Genomic DNA, 16396 nt, shown 5'->3' with positions numbered 1-16396 from the left:
ATGTCCCACACCCCCCACCTGTACGACTACGTCGTCGTCGGCGGCGGCACCGCAGGCTCCGTCATCGCCTCCCGCCTCACCGAGAACCCGGACGTCACCGTCGCCGTCATCGAGGGCGGCCCCAGCGACGTCGACCGCGACGACGTGCTCACCCTGCGCCGCTGGATGGGCCTGCTCGGCGGCGACCTCGACTACGACTACCCGACCACCGAACAGCCCCGCGGCAACTCCCACATCCGGCACAGCCGGGCCCGCGTCCTCGGCGGCTGCTCCTCCCACAACACCCTGATCTCCTTCAAGCCGCTCCCCTCCGACTGGGACGAGTGGGAGTCGGCCGGTGCCAAGGGCTGGGGTGCCGTCCCGATGGAGGCTTACTTCGCCCGCCTCCTCAACAACATCGTCTCCGTGGACGAGAAGGACCGGAACGCCATCGCCCGCGACTTCGTGGACGCCGCACAGTCGGCGCTCGGAGTCCCGCGCGTCGAGGGCTTCAACCGCAAGCCCTTCGCCGAGGGCGTCGGCTTCTTCGACCTCGCCTACCACCCCGAGAACAACAAGCGCTCCTCCGCCTCGGTGGCCTACCTGCACCCGGTGATGGACGAGCGCCCGAACCTCCACCTCTTCCTGGAGACCTGGGCGCACCGGCTGGAGCTGAACGGCACCCGCGCCGAGGGCGTGCACGTGCGCACCAAGGACGGCGAGGACCTGCTGATACGGGCCCGGGGCGAGGTCGTCCTGTGCGCGGGCGCCGTCGACACGCCCCGCCTGCTGCTGCACTCGGGCATCGGCCCCCGCGAGGACCTGGAGGCGCTCGGCATCCCCGCCGTGCACGACCTGCCGGGTGTCGGCGAGAACCTGGTCGACCACCCCGAGTCGGTCATCGTCTGGGAGACCCACGGACCGATCCCGGAGAACTCCGCGATGGACTCCGACGCGGGCCTGTTCGTGCGCCGGGACCCCGGACACGCGGGCCCGGACCTGATGTTCCACTTCTACCAGATCCCGTTCACGGACAATCCGGAGCGCCTCGGCTACGAGCGCCCGCAGTACGGCGTCTCGATGACCCCCAACATCCCGAAGCCGAAGAGCCGCGGCCGTCTCTACCTCACCAGCGCCGACCCCTCCGTGAAGCCCGCGCTGGACTTCCGGTACTTCACCGACGAGGACGACTACGACGCCAGGACCCTGGTCGACGGCATCCGCATCGCCCGCGAGATCGCCGAGGCCGAGCCGCTGGCGGGCTGGCTCAAGCGCGAGGTCTGCCCGGGTCCCGAGATCCTGGGCGACGCCGAGCTGAGCGAGTACGCCCGCAAGGTCGCGCACACCGTCTACCACCCGGCCGGCACCTGCCGGATGGGCGCCGTCGACGACGAACTCGCCGTGGTGGACCCGGACCTGAGGATCCGCGGCCTCGACGGCATCCGTATCGCCGACGCCTCCGTCTTCCCGACCATGCCCGCCGTGAACCCGATGATCGGGGTGCTCATGGTCGGGGAGAAAGCCGTCGACCTGATCGGAAGTGATGCGCGATGACGCTCACCGTTCCCACCCGCAAGCCCCCCACCACCGACGCTCCCGTCTTCTCCGTGGACGGCCTGTGGAAGGTCTTCGGCCCGAAGGCCGACCGCATCCCGGCCGACCCCGGACTCAGCACGCTCGACCCCGCCGAACTGCGCTCCCGCACCGGCTGCACGGCCGCCGTCCGGGACGTCTCCTTCGACGTCCGCAGAGGCGAGGTCTTCGTGGTGATGGGCCTGTCCGGCTCCGGCAAGTCCACCCTCGTGCGCTGTCTGACGCGGCTGATCGAGCCGACGGCCGGCTCCATCGCCATCGACGGCGAGGACGTGCGCGCCATGGACAAGGCCCGCCTGCGCGAACTGCGCCGGCACCGTGCCGCCATGGTCTTCCAGCACTTCGGCCTGCTCCCGCACCGCACGGTCCTGGACAACGTGGCCTACGGCCTGGAGATCCAGGGCCTCGGCAGATCCGAGCGGCGTGAGCGGGCCGCCGAGTTCGTCGCCAAGGTCGGCCTGGAGGGCATGGAGAAGCGCCGCCCCGGCCAGCTCTCCGGCGGCCAGCGCCAGCGCGTCGGACTCGCCCGCGCACTCGCCGTCGACCCCGAGGTCCTCCTCTTCGACGAGCCGTTCAGCGCCCTCGACCCGCTGATCCGGCGCGACATGCAGGACGAGGTGGCCCGCCTGCACCGCGAGGAGGGCCGCACGATGGTCTTCATCACCCACGACCTCTCCGAGGCGCTGAAGCTCGGCGACCGCATCGCCCTGATGCGCGACGGCCGGGTGGTCCAGCTCGGTACCCCGGAGGAGATCGTCTCCTCCCCGGCCGACGACTACGTCCGTGAGTTCGTCCGCGACGTCCCGCGCGAACACGTCGTCACCTGCCGCACGGCCATGCGGCCCGCGCTCCCGCAGGAGACGGCGGGCGGCCCGGCGGTCCGCCCGGACGCCCCGGTCGCCGAGGCCATCGAGGCGGTGGCCCGCGCGGGTGCCCCGGCACGGGTGATGGACGGGGGGAAGTGCGTGGGCGTGGTCGACCACCAGCAGCTGCTGGGCGTGGTGGCCGGCACACATGCCGCCGCCGACGCCGGTACGGAGGCCGTCTGATGGCTACGCTCACCGTCCCGACCTCCCGCACAGCCCTCCCCGGCTTCCTGAAGAACCGCGCCGCGGCCAAGCTCCTCCTGCTCGCGCTCGCCGCCGCGGTCCTCGTCCCCCTGCTCAACAGCCGCTGGGGCAGCGGCGCCTGGCCGCACGCGCTGACGGTCGACCTCTCCAAGCCGCTGGCCGACGCCAGCGACTGGGTCATCGACAACCGGGACAGCCACCCCCTGTTCCTCTACTTCTTCGGCCACATCAGCAACGCGGTCGTCCTCGCCGTACGCGCCGTCTACCTCACCCTGCTCGCCGCGGGCTGGGCGGGCGTCACGGCGTTCGGCGCACTCGTGGCCTGGCGCCTCGGCGGCGTCCGGCTGGCCGCCGGCACGGCGATCGCCTTCCTCGCCTGCGGAGCGCTCGGCATGTGGGTGCCCACCATGCAGACCCTCGCGCTGATGGTGGTCGCCGTCCTCGCCTCCGTGGCCGTAGGCGCCGTGCTCGGCCTCGCCTCCGGTCTCTCCGACCGCCTGGACCGCGCCCTGCGCCCGGTCCTGGACACCATGCAGGTGCTCCCGGCGTTCGCGTACCTCCTCCCCGTCGTCCTGGTCTTCGGCATCGGCGTCCCCGCGGCCGTCCTCGCCACCGTCGTCTACGCCGCCCCGCCGATGGCCCGCCTCACCGCGCTCGGCCTGCGCGGCGCCGACCCCGAGGTCCTGGAGGCCGTGGAGTCGCTCGGCGCCACCGCCCGGCAGCGGCTGCTGACCGCCCGTGTCCCGCTGGCCCGCAAGGAACTCCTGCTCGGCCTCAATCAGACGATCATGATGGCGCTGTCCATGGCCGTCATCGCCTCCGTCATCGGCGCCGGCGGCCTCGGCGACCGCGTCTACCAGGCCCTTGCCTCCGTCGACGTGGGCGCGGCCCTGGCCGCCGGCATCCCGATCGTCCTGCTCGCGGTCGTCCTGGACCGCGTCACCGGCGCGGCCGGAGGCGGCACCCCGCGGCCCCGCACCATCGGCTGGGCGTATGCCCTCGCCGCCACCGTGGCCGTCGCCCTGGCCACCCGCCTCCTCGGCCGCCTCGACTGGCCCGCCGGCTGGACCGTAGGCATCGCCGAACCGGTCAACCGCGCCGTCGACTGGATGACCGCCCACCTCTACTCCGGTGTTCCCGTCGTCGGCGGCACCGCGGACTGGGCGGGCCACTTCACCACCTGGATCCTGGACCCCGTCCGCAGCGGCCTGCAGTGGCTGCCCTGGTGGTCGGTGCTGCTCATCGTCGCCGCGCTGGCCTGGCTGATCGGCACCTGGCGCACCGCCCTGACCGCCGTCCTCGCCATGGCCGCGATCGGCGTGCTCGGGGTGTGGGAGCCGTCCCTCGACACGCTCTCGCAGGTGCTCGCCGCCGTCGCCGTCACCCTCGTCCTCGGCTTCGCGACCGGTATCGCCGCCGCCCGCAGCGACCGTGTCGAACGCGCTCTGCGCCCGGTCCTGGACGTCTTCCAGACCATGCCGCAGTTCGTGTACCTGATCCCGGTCGTCGCCCTGTTCGGCGTGGGCCGCGCGCCCGCCGTCGCCGCGGCCGTCGTCTACGCCCTCCCGGCCGTCGTCCGGATCACCGCGCAGGGCCTGCGCCAGGTCGACCCGGCCGCGCTGGAGTCGGCGCGCTCGCTCGGCGCGACCGGCCGCCAGCAGCTGTGGCAGATCCAGCTTCCGCTCGCCCGGCGCTCGTTGCTGCTCGCCGCCAACCAGGGCGTGGTCCTGGTCCTCGCCGTCGTGATCATCGGCGGTCTGGTCGGCGCCGGCGCCCTCGGCTACGACGTCGCCTTCGGTCTCGCCCAGGGCGACCTGGCGACCGGCCTGGTCGCCGGCGCGGCCATCGTCTGCCTGGGCCTGATGCTCGACCGGGTGACCCAGCCGACCGAACGCCGCGCGAGGAAGGGAGCCTGACATGCGCATCCGTACGACTGCCGGGACCGCGACCGCCCTGGTGGGCTCGCTGGCGCTGCTCACCGGCTGCGGTGCCGCCGACATGACCAAGCAGGCCTCGCCGTTCGCGAACGCCCAGGGCTCGAAGACGGTCACCCTGTCCGTCCAGTCCTGGGTGGGCGCCCAGTCCAACGTGGCCGTCGCCCAGTACCTCCTCGAACACAAGCTGGGCTACCGCGTCGACACCGTCCAGGTGGACGAGGTGCCCGCCTGGGACGCGCTCAGCCAGGGGCGTGTCGACGCCCTCCTGGAGGACTGGGGCCACCCCGACCAGGAGAAGCGGTACGTCACTGACAAGAAGACGATCGCCCCGGGCGGCGACCTCGGGGTGACCGGGCACATCGGCTGGTTCGTGCCGACGTATCTCGCCAAGCAGCACCCGGACATCACCGACTGGAAGAACCTGAACAAGTACGCCTCCCTCTTCCGCACCGCGGAGAGCGGCGGCAAGGGCCAGCTGATGGACGGCTCCCCGTCGTACGTCACCAACGACAAGGCCCTGGTGAAGAACCTGAAGCTGGACTACCAGGTCGTCTTCGCCGGTTCCGAGGCGGCGCAGATCACGCAGATGAAGCAGTTCGCCAAGGAGAAGAAGCCCTTCCTGACGTACTGGTACACGCCGCAGTGGCTGTTCAAGAAGGTGCCCATGACGGAGGTGAAGCTGCCGCCGTACAAGGAGGGCTGCGACGCGGACGCGGCCAAGGTCACCTGCGCCTACCCGCACACCCCGCTGCAGAAGTACCTCAACGCCGACTTCGCGAAGTCCGGCGGCAAAGCGGCTGCCTTCCTGAAGAAGTTCAAGTGGACGACCGAGGACCAGAACGAGGTCTCCCTGATGATCGCCGACCAGAAGCTCTCGCCGCAGGAGGCCGCGAAGAAGTGGGTGGACGGCCACCCCTCGGTGTGGAAGGAGTGGCTGTCCTGAGCCGCTCTACCGGAGTCCGGCCGCGATCTCGCGCAGCGCGGCCGTGGCCCGCTGCTGGAGCCCGGGCCCGAAGGTGACGCGGGTGGCCCCGAGTCCGCCGAGCACGGCGGCCGAGGGGCCCTCGCCGTCCAGCCGGGCCACCATGTTGATCGGGCCCCGGATCCCGGACCGCAGCAGGGGCAGTACGCCGACCGGCGCGAGGATCGGGTACACGCAGTCGGCGCCCGCCGCCACGTACAACGCGGCCCGCTCGAGGGCCCGTTCCGGGTCGCCGTCCCCGCGGACGAAGGTGTCGACGCGGGCGTTGACGAACAGCCGGTCGGCGGCGGCCGAGCGGACCTCGGCGAGGAACTCGGCGTGCTCGTGCGGGTCCTTGAGGACACCCCCGTCGGAGTCCTCGAGGTTGCACCCCACGGCACCCGCCTCCAGCAGCCGCTCCACCAGCTCCTTCGGCGCGAGCCCGTAGCCGCCCTCGACGTCCGCCGACACCGGCACGTCCACCGCCCGCGCGATCCGGGCCACCGCCGCGAACATCTCGTCCGCCGGTGTCGCCCCGTCCGCGTACCCGAGGGAGGCGGCGACGCCCGCGCTCGGCGTGGCCAGCGCCGGGAATCCGGCCTCGGCACACACCCGGGCGCTCGCCGCGTCCCAGGGTCCGGGCAGCACCAGCGGGTCACCCTGGGGACGCTTGTGGTGCAGGGCGCGGAACACGTCCACCTTGCTCATGGCCGGTCCTCCTCCGGTGGGACCCGGTGGCTCACTTGTACTGGCCCGGCCGGTAGTGGCCCGGGGTCATCCGGGTGGACACACCGAAGCGGTTCCACGCGTTGATCACCGTGATCGCGGCGATCAGCTGGGACAGCTCGGCCTCCGCGAAGTGCCCGGCCGCCCTGTCGTACACCTCGTCGGGCACGAATCCGTCGGTCAGCACGGTGATCGCCTCGGTCAGCTCGATCGCCGCCAGCTCCTTCTCGGTGTAGAAGTGCCGCGACTCCTCCCACGCGCCGAGCTGCACGATCCGCTCGACACTCTCGCCGGCCGCGAGCGCGTCCTTGGTGTGCATGTCGAGGCAGAAAGCACAGTGGTTGATCTGCGAGGCGCGGATCTTGACCAGCTCGTACAGCTTGGGGTCGAGGCCCTGCTTGGCGGCCGAGTCCAGGCGGACCATCGCCTTGTAGACGTCGGGCGCGTGCTGGGCCCAGCTCAGCCGCGGGGCGTGTTCGGTGGCGTACTCGGCGGTTTCCTGTGCAGTACTCATGTGGTCGACTCTAGGTACGAGGCAGCCCAGGAGTATGGTCCATTTCCATGGCGAATTCATGGGCCACTTTGGGTGTCGACCTGCACCTGGAACCGGCCGGCTCCGGCGGCCTGCGCCGCGGCCTGACCGACGCGCTGCGAGACGCGGTCCGTACCGGCCGCCTCGTCCCCGGCACCCGGCTCCCCTCCTCCCGCACCCTCGCGGCCGACCTCGGCATCGCCCGCAACACCGTCGCCGAGGCCTACGCCGACCTGGTCGCCGAGGGCTGGCTCACCGCACGCCAGGGCTCCGGCACCAGGGTCGCGGCGGGGGTACCCGCCACTCCTCACGGGCGGCGCGGGAGTGCCGTCGGGCCCGCCGGCACCGCACCCCGGCGCCGTGCACCCGGCCTCCCCGCCCACAGCCTCGTGCCCGGCGCCCCCGACCTCGCCGCCTTCCCGCGCACCGAGTGGCTCAAGGCGGCCCGCCGCGCCCTGGCCACGGCCCCCTTCGAAGCCCTCGGCTACGGCGACCCGCGCGGCCGCCCGGAGCTGCGCACCGCCCTCGCCGTTTACCTCGCCCGAGCCCGCGGCGTCCGTACCGACCCCGGCACGATCATGATCACGGCGGGCTTCTCGCACGCCCTGCGCATTCTCGGGACCGTACTGCGGGCCCGCGGGGTCCGCACGGTGGCCGTGGAGTCGTACGGGCTCGACGTCCACCGGCAACTGCTGCGGAACGCGGGGCTCGCGACGCCCGCGCTGCCCTACGGCGAACTGGGCACCGACACAGGCGCGTTGGGCGACGCAAGGGCGGTCCTCCTCACCCCCGCCCACCAGTTCCCGATGGGCACGCCCCTGCACCCCGACCGGCGGACCGCCGTCGTGGAGTGGGCGCGGCGGACCGGCGGGCTGATCCTGGAGGACGACTACGACGGCGAGTTCCGCTACGACCGCCTGCCCGTCGGCGCCCTCCAGGGCCTCGACCCCGAACGGGTCGTCTACCTCGGCACCGCCAGCAAGTCCCTCGCCCCCGGTCTGCGGCTGGGCTGGATGGTGCTGCCGCCGTCCCTGGTGGAGGAGGCCGCCGCGGCCAAGGGGCAGATCGACACCTGCGGAGTGCTGGACCAGCTGACGCTCGCCGAGTTCCTCACCTCCGGCGCCTACGACCGTCATGTGCGCTCGTCCCGGCTGCGCTACCGGCGTCGCCGCGACGCCCTCGCCGCCGCCGTCGCCGACCGCGCACCCGACGTCCGGGTCACCGGAATCGCGGCCGGCCTGCACGCCGTACTGCGGCTGCCGCCCGGCACCGAGCAGTCGGTGATCCAGGCCGCCACCTGGCAGGGGCTGGCCCTGCACGGCCTCGCCTTCCACCGCCACCCCCAGGCCGTCACCGAGCCGCTGGACGCGCTGGTGGTGGGGTACGGGACGCCGCCGGACAGCGCGTGGGCGGGGGCGTTGGAGGCGTTGTGCAGGGTGTTGCCGTGAGGGGGGCTTCGGCTAGGCGGGGGTTTCGGGGGAGGGCGGAAGAGGAGCGACCGCGAAGGTCCCCAGTCCGACTTCGCCCCGCGTCCAGCCCTGTTCCCGTACATGACGCATGGCTTTCGCGGCCGTCGCGTTCACCACGCCGAACTCCTGGGCGATTTCGAGGGTGGACGGCACGCGGCTTCCGGGCGGACACGTGCCGTCCTTGATGCGCCGGATGATCTCCGCGGCAATCTGACGCCACAGCGGGCGCGTCCGGTCAAGCTCCATAGCTTTGGCGCCGGGCCTCAGGAAGCCGACCCCGCTTCAGGGAGGGGCGGCAGAGAGTCCGAGACGAACCCCCCCCGCTGGGGAACGGCGTACACCCAGCCTTCGTCGGCCAGCAGGCCGAGCCCGCGCCGCACGGTCGTCCGTGCGATCCCGTATCGCTGCACGAGCTGGGCTTCACTCGGCAGCATCCGTCCTGGCTGCCAGTCGCCGCGCCGGATCTGTGCACGCAGAATCTCGGCGAGTTGCCGGTACGGCGTCAGTGGTGCGCCGTGATCGATCTCAGCGTCAGGGTTCATGAAGTCGACGCTAAGCAAGTGCGCTGATGCATGCTCCTTCAGATACGTCTCGCGTCGAAGCGATACAAGGCGATACCATGAGAGCCAAAGAAAACGCCCCGGCGGGAAGGGTGAGAGCTTCCATGCCGGGGCTGAGCCGACGAACCAGGAGTCGACCTATGCGCAGCCTACTGGCCGCATTCTTAAGCCTTTTCCTGCCTTCTCACGGAGCGCACCGCGCCGACACGCCCCCGCCCCTTCCCCTCCTCGCCTGCCCGACGGTCCCCTCGTACCGACTCACCTCCGTGCGCAGGACGAGGCCGTACCCGACGGACGTCATCTCCGCCGACGGTCTGCCACTGGTCCGGCCCTACGTCGTCGTCTGGGAACGCGAGCGGGACGAACGGGAGCGGCGTTACTACTGCCCGTGGGAGGCCGCCGTATGAGCGCGTGGCGCCCCCGCAGCCTCGGCGTCGACCCGGCCACCGGCAAGGAGGCGTTCGTGGTCACGCGCCCCGGCGGACTCCTGGAGTCGCTGGCCGACGCGCATGCCCTGGAGACCGCCGCCGTCCTGGTGGCACTCGTCGGCGCCGTACTGGAGGCGGGCGAGGCATCGGACATCGAACTCGCTGCCCTCGTGCGGCCGTTGCATGCGGCGCTCGACGACTGCGTCGGCATGATGGCGGCGGACCGGGAGTGACCGTGCGGAAGCACGGGCACTCGGCGGACGGCGGACCGAGGTGGCGGCCTCAGGCTTCCTCGGCCGCCACCGGCGCCTCCCCGAACCGTGCCAGCGCCAGCGCCCCCGCCACCGCCACCGCGAACCCCAGCACCGCCAGCCAGCTGAAGCCCTCACGGGTGCGGTCACCCAGCCAGATCACGCCCACCGCCGCCGGACCGATCGTCTCGCCGATCACCAGGCCGGCCGTCGCCGTCGTCACCGAACCGCGCTGCAGGGCGGAGGTCAGCAGGATGAAGGCGGCGCCTCCGCCGATCAGGAGGGCGTACGTCGCCGGGTTGGTGAGCAGTTCGGCCGGCCGCAGCGAGTCGATCAGGCGGACCGACACCTCCACCACCCCGAACCCGAAACCGGCCCCGAGCCCGAGCACCAGCGCCCGCATGCGCCCGGACAGCCGCCCGCCCAGCAGCGCCAGCACCAGCATGGCGACCGCGATCGCGAACATCGCCCACTTCAGGGCGTCCGACCCCTCCCGGTCACCCTCCGGTCCGGACGCCACCCCCAGCAGCGCGAGCCCGGCGCACACCACGCCCACCGCACCCCACTCCGTGCCGCTCAGCCGCACTCGCAGCAGGCGCGCCGCGACCACCGCCGTCACCGCCAGACTCGACGCCAGGGCCGCGCTGACCGCGTAGATCGGAATCGAGCGCAGCGCCGCGATCTGGAACAGGAAACCCAGCCCGTCCAGCGCCAGCCCGGCCAGATACCTCCACTGCCTGAGCGCCCGCAGCAGCAGTGCGGCCTCGCCGCCCCCGCCCGTACCGGCCTGCCGTGCGGCGATCGCCTGCAACACCGTCGCCGTACCGAAACAGACCGCAGCGGCCAGGGCACACACCATTCCAAAGAGCACGAAGTGACTCTAGGCGAGGGGCGAACCGGCGACCCGACGTGGTGCCCGTTCTCACCAGTCTCTAGGCTGACCGCCGAAAACAGGCCAACCAACGGGGGAGACACCAGCATGGCCACCGCACGCCGACGACTCCGCTCGGGAACCGTCCTCCTCGGCGGCATGGGCCTCCTGGCCACCGCCCTGACCGCCTGCTCCTCCGCCCCCGACAAGCGCTGTGTCGACCGCGACAGCTACCGGCTCGCCAAGGGCTACAAGGTCGTCTCCGACAAGAACTGCAAGACGACGAAGGCCTCCGTCGACGGCGCCTGGTACTACGGCGGCAAGAAGAAGGGCTCCTGGGTGAAGGGCGGCTCCTTCACCAAGTCGAGCAAGGGCTCCGGCTCGCACTCGGGCTCGGGCGGCTCGTCGCACGACGGGGTCCACCGCGGCGGCTTCGGCGGCGGCCACGGCAGCTCCGGCGGCTGACCGGACCCGCGCCATGGAACGCCGTACGACCACCCCCCGCCCCGGCTGGCAGCAGACCGTCGAGGAACAGGGGCTCGTCTACCCACTCACCCGCCACCCCGACGGCTCGCTGCGCCCCTACTGGGACGAGAGCGCCTACTACGTCTTCACCCTGGACGAGGTCGAGGCGCTGGAGGACACCGTCGGGGAACTGCACCGCATGTGTCTCGCGGCCGCAGAGCACATCGTGACGCAGGACCGCCTCGCCGACCTCGGCATCACCGACCCGCGCGTCGCCCGTGCCGTCACCGAGGCCTGGCACCGCCGTGCCGAACTCCCCTCCGTCTACGGCCGCTTCGACCTCCGCCACGACGGCACCGGCCCGGCGAAGCTGCTGGAGTACAACGCCGACACCCCCACCTCCCTGGTCGAGGCAGCCTCCCCCCAGTGGTTCTGGATGGAGGAGCGCTTCCCCGGCGCCGACCAGTGGAACTCCCTGCACGAACGCCTGGTCGACGCCTGGCGCAAGCAGGCCGGGCTCCTACCGCCCGGCAGCCCCCTGCACTTCGCCCACTCCTCCGCCGACGAACTCGGCGAGGACCTGATGACGGTCGCCTACCTCAAGGAGACCGCCGAACAGGCCGGACTCGCCACCGACTGGATCTCCATGGAGGAGATCGGCTGGGACACCCTCTCCGGCCGCTTCGTGGACCAGCGGCTCCGCTTCATCCGCAGCATCTTCAAGCTCTACCCGTGGGAGTGGCTCACCACCGACCCGTTCGCCGGGCACGTCCTCGACACGCTGGACAACGGCGGCGGCACCGGCACCACCCTGTGGATCGAACCCGCCTGGAAGATGCTCCTGAGCAACAAGGCGCTCCTGGCGATCCTCTGGGAGCTGTACCCCGGCCACCCGAACCTCCTTCCCTCCTACCTGGACGGCCCGCGCGACCTCGCCGAGTCGGCCGGCTACGTCGCCAAGCCCCTGCTGGGCCGCGAGGGCGCGGGCGTGACCGTCCATGAGCCCGGGACCCCGGCCGTCACCCGGGACGAGCCCTGCTGCTACCAGCAGCTCGCCCCGCTGCCCGTCTTCGACGGCAACCACGTCGTCCTCGGCGCCTGGGTCGTCCAGGACGAGCCGGCCGGCCTCGGCATCCGCGAGTCCTCGGGCCTGATCACCGACGAGTACGCCCGCTTCCTGCCGCATGTGATCCTCTAGGCCCTGCCGTACCGTCGTCGAACTCCCGCCCGACACCGCGGCCCGCCCCGCGGGCGGAAGGCGGGAGCGTGACGACGGGCCCTAGACCTCCAGCACCGCCCGCAGCTGGGCGAGCCCCCAGTCGAGGTCCTCCTCGGAGATGACCAGCGGCGGCGCGATCCGGATCGTCGACCCATGCGTGTCCTTCACCAGCACCCCCCGGTCCATCAGCCGCTCCGACACCTCCCGCCCGGTGCCGTGCTTCGGGGCGATGTCCACCCCCGCCCACAGCCCGCGCCCCCGCACCGCCGTCACCCGGCCCGTGCCGAGCAGTCCCGCCAGCTCATGGTGCAGCCGCTCGCCCAGCTGCGCCGCCCGCGCCTGGAACTCGCCGGAACGCAGCATCGCGATCACCTCCAGCGCCACCGCACAGGCCAGCGGATTCCCGCCGAACGTCGACCCGTGCTCGCCCGGCCGGAACACCCCGAGCACCTCCGCGCTCGACACCACCGCCGACACCGGCACGATCCCGCCGCCCAGCGCCTTCCCCAGCACGTACATGTCCGGTACGACCCCCTCGTGCTCGCACGCGAAGGTCCGCCCGGTCCGCCCGAGGCCCGACTGGATCTCGTCGGCGACGAAGAGCACGTTCCGCTCACGGGTCAGCTCCCGCACTCTCGGGAGATAACCGGCCGGCGGCACGATCACCCCCGACTCGCCCTGGATCGGCTCCAGCAGCACGGCGACGGTGTTCTCGGTGAGCGCCGCCCGCATCGCCGTCAGATCCCCGTACGGCACGATCTCGAACCCAGGCGTGTACGGCCCGTAGTCCGCCCTGGCCTCCGGATCGGTCGAGAAGCTGATGATCGTGGTGGTCCGCCCGTGGAAGTTGCCGCCCGCGACCACGATCTTCGCCATCTCCCCGGGCACCCCCTTCACCCGGTAGCCCCACTTCCGGGCCGTCTTCACCGCGCTCTCCACGGCCTCGGCGCCGGTGTTCATCGGCAGCACCATCTCCATGCCGCACAGCTCGGCCAGCTCCGTGCAGAACGCGGCGAACCGGTCGTGGTGGAAGGCGCGGGACGTCAGCGTCACCCGCTCCAGCTGCCGCTTGGCCGCCTCGACCAGGCGCCGGTTGCCGTGTCCGAAGTTGAGCGCGGAGTAACCGGCCAGCAGATCCAGATACCGCCTCCCTTCCACATCGGTCATCCACGCCCCCTCCGCCGTGGCCACGACGACCGGCAGCGGATGGTAGGTGGGCGCAGTGTGCGCATCTGCGGTGGTGATGAGGTCTTCAGCAGTGGTCACGGCCTCTCCCGGATACGACGGTGAGCCCCTTCCTATCGTCGCTCGCATGGTGGACGCGGGACCTGCCCGTCCCGGCGCGCCCGGTAGGCTGATCACCGGGCCGTGACTGGCGCGCTGGGATGGGACGGACCATCAGGGAGCGGCCCGAGCGGGAAACAGTGCCGTGCGCCTGGGCCGAACCGAGCACGCCGAACGCCACGTCCGGAGGTCCCCGATGCCTGAGAATCCTGCCAATTCCGCGCCTCTCTCCACCGAGTCCACCGCCTTCCGCGCCGCCCTCGACGTGATCCGCGCCGTCGAGCCCCGGGTCGCCGACGCCATCGGCCAGGAGGTGGCCGATCAGCGCGAGATGCTCAAGCTGATCGCCTCCGAGAACTACGCCTCGCCGGCCACCCTGCTGGCGATGGGCAACTGGTTCAGCGACAAGTACGCCGAGGGCACCATCGGCCGCCGCTTCTACGCCGGCTGCCGCAATGTCGACACCGTGGAGTCCCTGGCCGCCGAGCACGCCAAGGCGCTCTTCGGCGCCCGGCACGCCTACGTGCAGCCGCACTCCGGCATCGACGCCAACCTCGTCGCCTTCTGGGCCGTGCTCGCGGACCGGGTGGAGGCACCGTTCCTGGAGAAGACCGGCGTCCGCCAGGTCAACGACCTCTCCGAGGCCGACTGGGCCCAGCTCCGCCAGGCCTTCGGCAACCAGCGCATGCTCGGCATGTCCCTGGACGCCGGCGGCCATCTCACCCACGGCTTCCGCCCGAACATCTCCGGCAAGATGTTCGACCAGCGCTCCTACGGCACCGACCCGGCCACGGGCCTGATCGACTACGAGGCCCTGCGCGCCCAGGCCCGCGAGTTCAAGCCGCTGATCATCGTCGCCGGCTACTCCGCGTACCCCCGTCTGGTGAACTTCCGCATCATGCGGGAGATCGCCGACGAGGTCGGGGCGACCCTGATGGTCGACATGGCCCACTTCGCGGGTCTGGTCGCCGGCAAGGTCCTGACCGGCGACTTCGACCCGGTCCCGCACGCCCAGATCGTCACCACGACGACCCACAAGTCCCTGCGCGGCCCGCGCGGCGGCATGGTCCTGTGCGACGACTCCCTCAAGGACCAGGTCGACCGCGGCTGCCCGATGGTCCTCGGCGGTCCGCTCCCGCACGTCATGGCCGCGAAGGCCGTCGCCCTCGCCGAGGCCCGCCGGCCCTCCTTCCAGGGCTACGCCCAGCGGATCGTCGACAACTCCCGCGCCCTCGCCGAGGGCCTGATGAGGCGCGGCGCCACCCTGGTCACCGGCGGCACGGACAACCACCTCAATCTGATCGACGTGGCCACGTCCTACGGCCTCACCGGCCGCCAGGCCGAAGCGGCCCTCCTCGAGTCCGGCATCGTCACCAACCGCAACGCCATCCCCGCCGACCCGAACGGCGCCTGGTACACCTCCGGCATCCGTGTCGGCACCCCCGCCCTGACCACCCGGGGCCTCGGTACCGCGGAGATGGACGAGGTCGCCGGCCTGATCGACCGCGTCCTCACCACCACCGAGCCCGGCACCACCAGCAAGGGCGCTCCCTCCAAGGCCCAGCACATCCTGGACCCGAAGGTCGCGGACGAGATCTCGCACCGGGCGACCGACCTGGTGGCGGGCTTCCCGCTGTACCCGGAAGTCGACCTGGGCTGACCTGTGCGCCCCCTGGGGCCACCGATCGGGATCACAGGTCGATTCAGCTCCTGACGAGGCTCCTCCCGCGGCGGTCCGGCATCGCGCCGGGCCGCCGCGCGGCATTTCCGGAAGCCGCCCGGCCCGAGGGCAGGCGCCGGCGCGCGAGACGCTTCGGTTCCCATCGGTTTCCGACCAGTTCGGGATCGGCCCCCAACACCTGAGAGAATGGTGGACATGGCCTCTGACCGCCCGCCCGTCGCCCACCACCACCCTCAGGGGAATGGCTCCGCCATGCAGCATCGTCCGCGTGTGCTCTCCGGGATCCAGCCCACCGCAGGCTCGTTCCACCTCGGCAACTACCTGGGTGCCGTCCGCCAGTGGGTGGCCCTGCAGGAGTCCCACGACGCGTTCTACATGGTCGTCGACCTGCACGCGATCACGCTCCCGCAGGATCCTGCGGACCTGCGCGCCAACACCCGGCTGGCCGCCGCCCAGCTGCTGGCCGCCGGTCTGGACCCGGACCGCTGCACCCTCTTCGTGCAGAGCCATGTGCCCGAGCACGCCCAGCTTGCCTGGGTCATGAACTGCCTCACCGGCTTCGGCGAGGCCTCCCGCATGACCCAGTTCAAGGACAAGTCCGCCAAGCAGGGCGCGGAGCGCGCGTCGGTCGGCCTGTTCACGTACCCGATCCTGCAGGTCGCGGACATCCTGCTGTACCAGGCGAACGAGGTGCCGGTCGGCGAGGACCAGCGCCAGCACATCGAGCTGACCCGGGACCTCGCCGAGCGCTTCAACGGGCGCTTCGGCCGGACCTTCACCGTCCCGAAGCCGTACATCCTCAAGGAGACGGCGAAGATCTACGACCTCCAGGACCCGTCGATCAAGATGAGCAAGTCGGCGTCCACGCCGAAGGGCCTCATCAACCTCCTCGACGAGCCGAAGACGACGGCGAAGAAGGTCCGGAGCGCGGTCACGGACACCGACACGGTGATCCGTTTCGACGCGGAGAACAAGCCGGGCGTGAGCAATCTGCTCACGATCTACTCGACGCTCACCGGGGCGGGAATCACCGAACTGGAAGAGAAGTACGAGGGCAAGGGCTACGGTGCGCTCAAGACCGACCTCGCCGAGGTCATGGTCGAGTTCGTGACGCCGTTCCGGGAGCGTACCCAGCAGTATCTGGACGACCCCGAGACGCTCGACTCGGTCCTGGCCAAGGGCGCGGAGAAGGCGCGTGCCGTCGCCGCGGAGACACTCGCACAGGCGTACGACAGCGTCGGCTTCCTGCCGGCGAAGCACTGAGCGGCCACCAGGGGCATCGGAGGGCGCCCGGAGGCACCTCGAAGGCGCCCGGAGGCACGCGGGAGCACGGCGGCGCACGCCGCACACATGTCCGAGAGGGCAGAGCG

The 16396-nt window shown here is 71.6% G+C and carries 17 protein-coding genes and 1 riboswitch; of the genes, 11 read left to right on the top strand and 6 right to left on the bottom strand.

Annotation, left to right across the window (positions count from 1 at the left end; all coding sequences use genetic code 11):
* From ACIRU3_RS01140 to ACIRU3_RS01125, 4 genes are read left to right on the top strand one after another with little or no spacing between them, the layout of a single operon-like run.
* Positions 1-1533: a GMC family oxidoreductase gene (locus ACIRU3_RS01140; RefSeq protein WP_404049615.1), complete on the top strand. Its 1533-nt coding sequence runs from the start codon at positions 1-3 to the stop codon at positions 1531-1533.
* Positions 1530-2621, top strand: coding sequence for a glycine betaine/L-proline ABC transporter ATP-binding protein (locus ACIRU3_RS01135; protein WP_404049614.1), 1092 nt, complete (start codon positions 1530-1532; stop codon positions 2619-2621). The genes ACIRU3_RS01140 and ACIRU3_RS01135 overlap by 4 nt, the downstream gene beginning before the upstream one ends.
* A complete protein-coding gene (locus ACIRU3_RS01130; RefSeq protein ID WP_404049612.1) occupies positions 2621-4558 on the top strand; it encodes an ABC transporter permease in 1938 nt (645 codons plus the stop codon). Before ACIRU3_RS01135 ends, ACIRU3_RS01130 begins: the two co-directional genes overlap by 1 nt.
* Position 4559: 1 nt before the next feature.
* On the top strand, positions 4560-5522 hold the full coding sequence (locus ACIRU3_RS01125) for an ABC transporter substrate-binding protein (RefSeq protein ID WP_404049610.1): 963 nt from the start codon (positions 4560-4562) through the stop codon (positions 5520-5522).
* A gap of 6 nt (positions 5523-5528) precedes the next feature.
* Here ACIRU3_RS01125 and ACIRU3_RS01120 read toward each other — a convergent pair whose 3' ends face one another.
* Positions 5529-6248, bottom strand: a complete 720-nt coding sequence (locus ACIRU3_RS01120) for an isocitrate lyase/phosphoenolpyruvate mutase family protein (protein ID WP_404049608.1) — start codon at positions 6246-6248, stop codon at positions 5529-5531.
* A gap of 31 nt (positions 6249-6279) precedes the next feature.
* Positions 6280-6780 carry a carboxymuconolactone decarboxylase family protein gene (locus ACIRU3_RS01115; RefSeq protein ID WP_404049605.1) on the bottom strand — a complete coding sequence of 167 codons (501 nt, stop codon included), beginning with the start codon at positions 6778-6780 and terminating at the stop codon, positions 6280-6282.
* Between the two features lie 47 nt (positions 6781-6827).
* On the opposite strand from ACIRU3_RS01115, the gene ACIRU3_RS01110 reads away from it, so the two are divergent.
* Positions 6828-8246, top strand: a complete 1419-nt coding sequence (locus ACIRU3_RS01110) for a PLP-dependent aminotransferase family protein (RefSeq protein WP_404049602.1) — start codon at positions 6828-6830, stop codon at positions 8244-8246.
* A gap of 12 nt (positions 8247-8258) precedes the next feature.
* On the opposite strand, the gene ACIRU3_RS01105 is transcribed toward ACIRU3_RS01110, so the two are convergent.
* Complete coding sequence (locus ACIRU3_RS01105) at positions 8259-8513, bottom strand: GntR family transcriptional regulator (protein ID WP_404049599.1); 255 nt, start codon at positions 8511-8513, stop codon at positions 8259-8261.
* A gap of 17 nt (positions 8514-8530) precedes the next feature.
* Positions 8531-8809, bottom strand: coding sequence for a GntR family transcriptional regulator (locus ACIRU3_RS01100; RefSeq protein WP_404049596.1), 279 nt, complete (start codon positions 8807-8809; stop codon positions 8531-8533).
* Between the two features lie 284 nt (positions 8810-9093).
* On the opposite strand from ACIRU3_RS01100, the gene ACIRU3_RS01095 reads away from it, so the two are divergent.
* A complete protein-coding gene (locus ACIRU3_RS01095; RefSeq protein WP_404049593.1) occupies positions 9094-9234 on the top strand; it encodes a hypothetical protein in 141 nt (46 codons plus the stop codon).
* Entirely contained in the window at positions 9231-9488 is a 258-nt protein-coding gene (locus ACIRU3_RS01090) for a hypothetical protein (protein ID WP_404049590.1), read from the top strand. The genes ACIRU3_RS01095 and ACIRU3_RS01090 overlap by 4 nt, the downstream gene beginning before the upstream one ends.
* Before the next feature lie 49 nt (positions 9489-9537).
* Here ACIRU3_RS01090 and ACIRU3_RS01085 read toward each other — a convergent pair whose 3' ends face one another.
* Positions 9538-10365 (bottom strand): DMT family transporter, encoded by an 828-nt coding sequence (locus ACIRU3_RS01085; RefSeq protein ID WP_404050517.1) that lies wholly within the window; start codon positions 10363-10365, stop codon positions 9538-9540.
* Between the two features lie 120 nt (positions 10366-10485).
* Here ACIRU3_RS01085 and ACIRU3_RS01080 point away from each other — a divergent pair, with 120 nt between their 5' ends.
* Positions 10486-10842 carry a hypothetical protein gene (locus ACIRU3_RS01080; protein ID WP_404049587.1) on the top strand — a complete coding sequence of 119 codons (357 nt, stop codon included), beginning with the start codon at positions 10486-10488 and terminating at the stop codon, positions 10840-10842.
* Positions 10843-10855: 13 nt separating this feature from the next.
* Positions 10856-12040 (top strand): glutathionylspermidine synthase family protein, encoded by a 1185-nt coding sequence (locus tag ACIRU3_RS01075; RefSeq protein WP_404049584.1) that lies wholly within the window; start codon positions 10856-10858, stop codon positions 12038-12040.
* Between the two features lie 81 nt (positions 12041-12121).
* On the opposite strand, the gene rocD is transcribed toward ACIRU3_RS01075, so the two are convergent.
* Positions 12122-13327: an ornithine--oxo-acid transaminase gene (rocD, locus tag ACIRU3_RS01070; protein WP_404049582.1), complete on the bottom strand. Its 1206-nt coding sequence runs from the start codon at positions 13325-13327 to the stop codon at positions 12122-12124.
* Between the two features lie 92 nt (positions 13328-13419).
* Positions 13420-13509: riboswitch (ZMP/ZTP riboswitch) on the top strand.
* 32 nt (positions 13510-13541) lie between these two features.
* Between rocD and ACIRU3_RS01065 the strand changes: the two genes are divergently transcribed.
* Together ACIRU3_RS01065 and trpS are read left to right on the top strand one after the other, a co-directional pair.
* Positions 13542-15005: a glycine hydroxymethyltransferase gene (locus ACIRU3_RS01065; protein ID WP_404049580.1), complete on the top strand. Its 1464-nt coding sequence runs from the start codon at positions 13542-13544 to the stop codon at positions 15003-15005.
* A 273-nt stretch (positions 15006-15278) separates the two neighbouring features.
* Positions 15279-16289 carry a tryptophan--tRNA ligase gene (gene trpS, locus ACIRU3_RS01060; protein ID WP_404049577.1) on the top strand — a complete coding sequence of 337 codons (1011 nt, stop codon included), beginning with the start codon at positions 15279-15281 and terminating at the stop codon, positions 16287-16289.
* Positions 16290-16396 lie beyond the last annotated feature (107 nt).

The sequence above is a fragment of the Streptomyces sp. NPDC101151 genome, from assembly GCF_044768335.1.
Taxonomy (GTDB): Bacteria; Actinomycetota; Actinomycetes; order Streptomycetales; family Streptomycetaceae; genus Streptomyces.
Note: the sequence above shows the minus strand (reverse complement) of the source record. Positions and strands in the feature narration are given on the sequence as shown.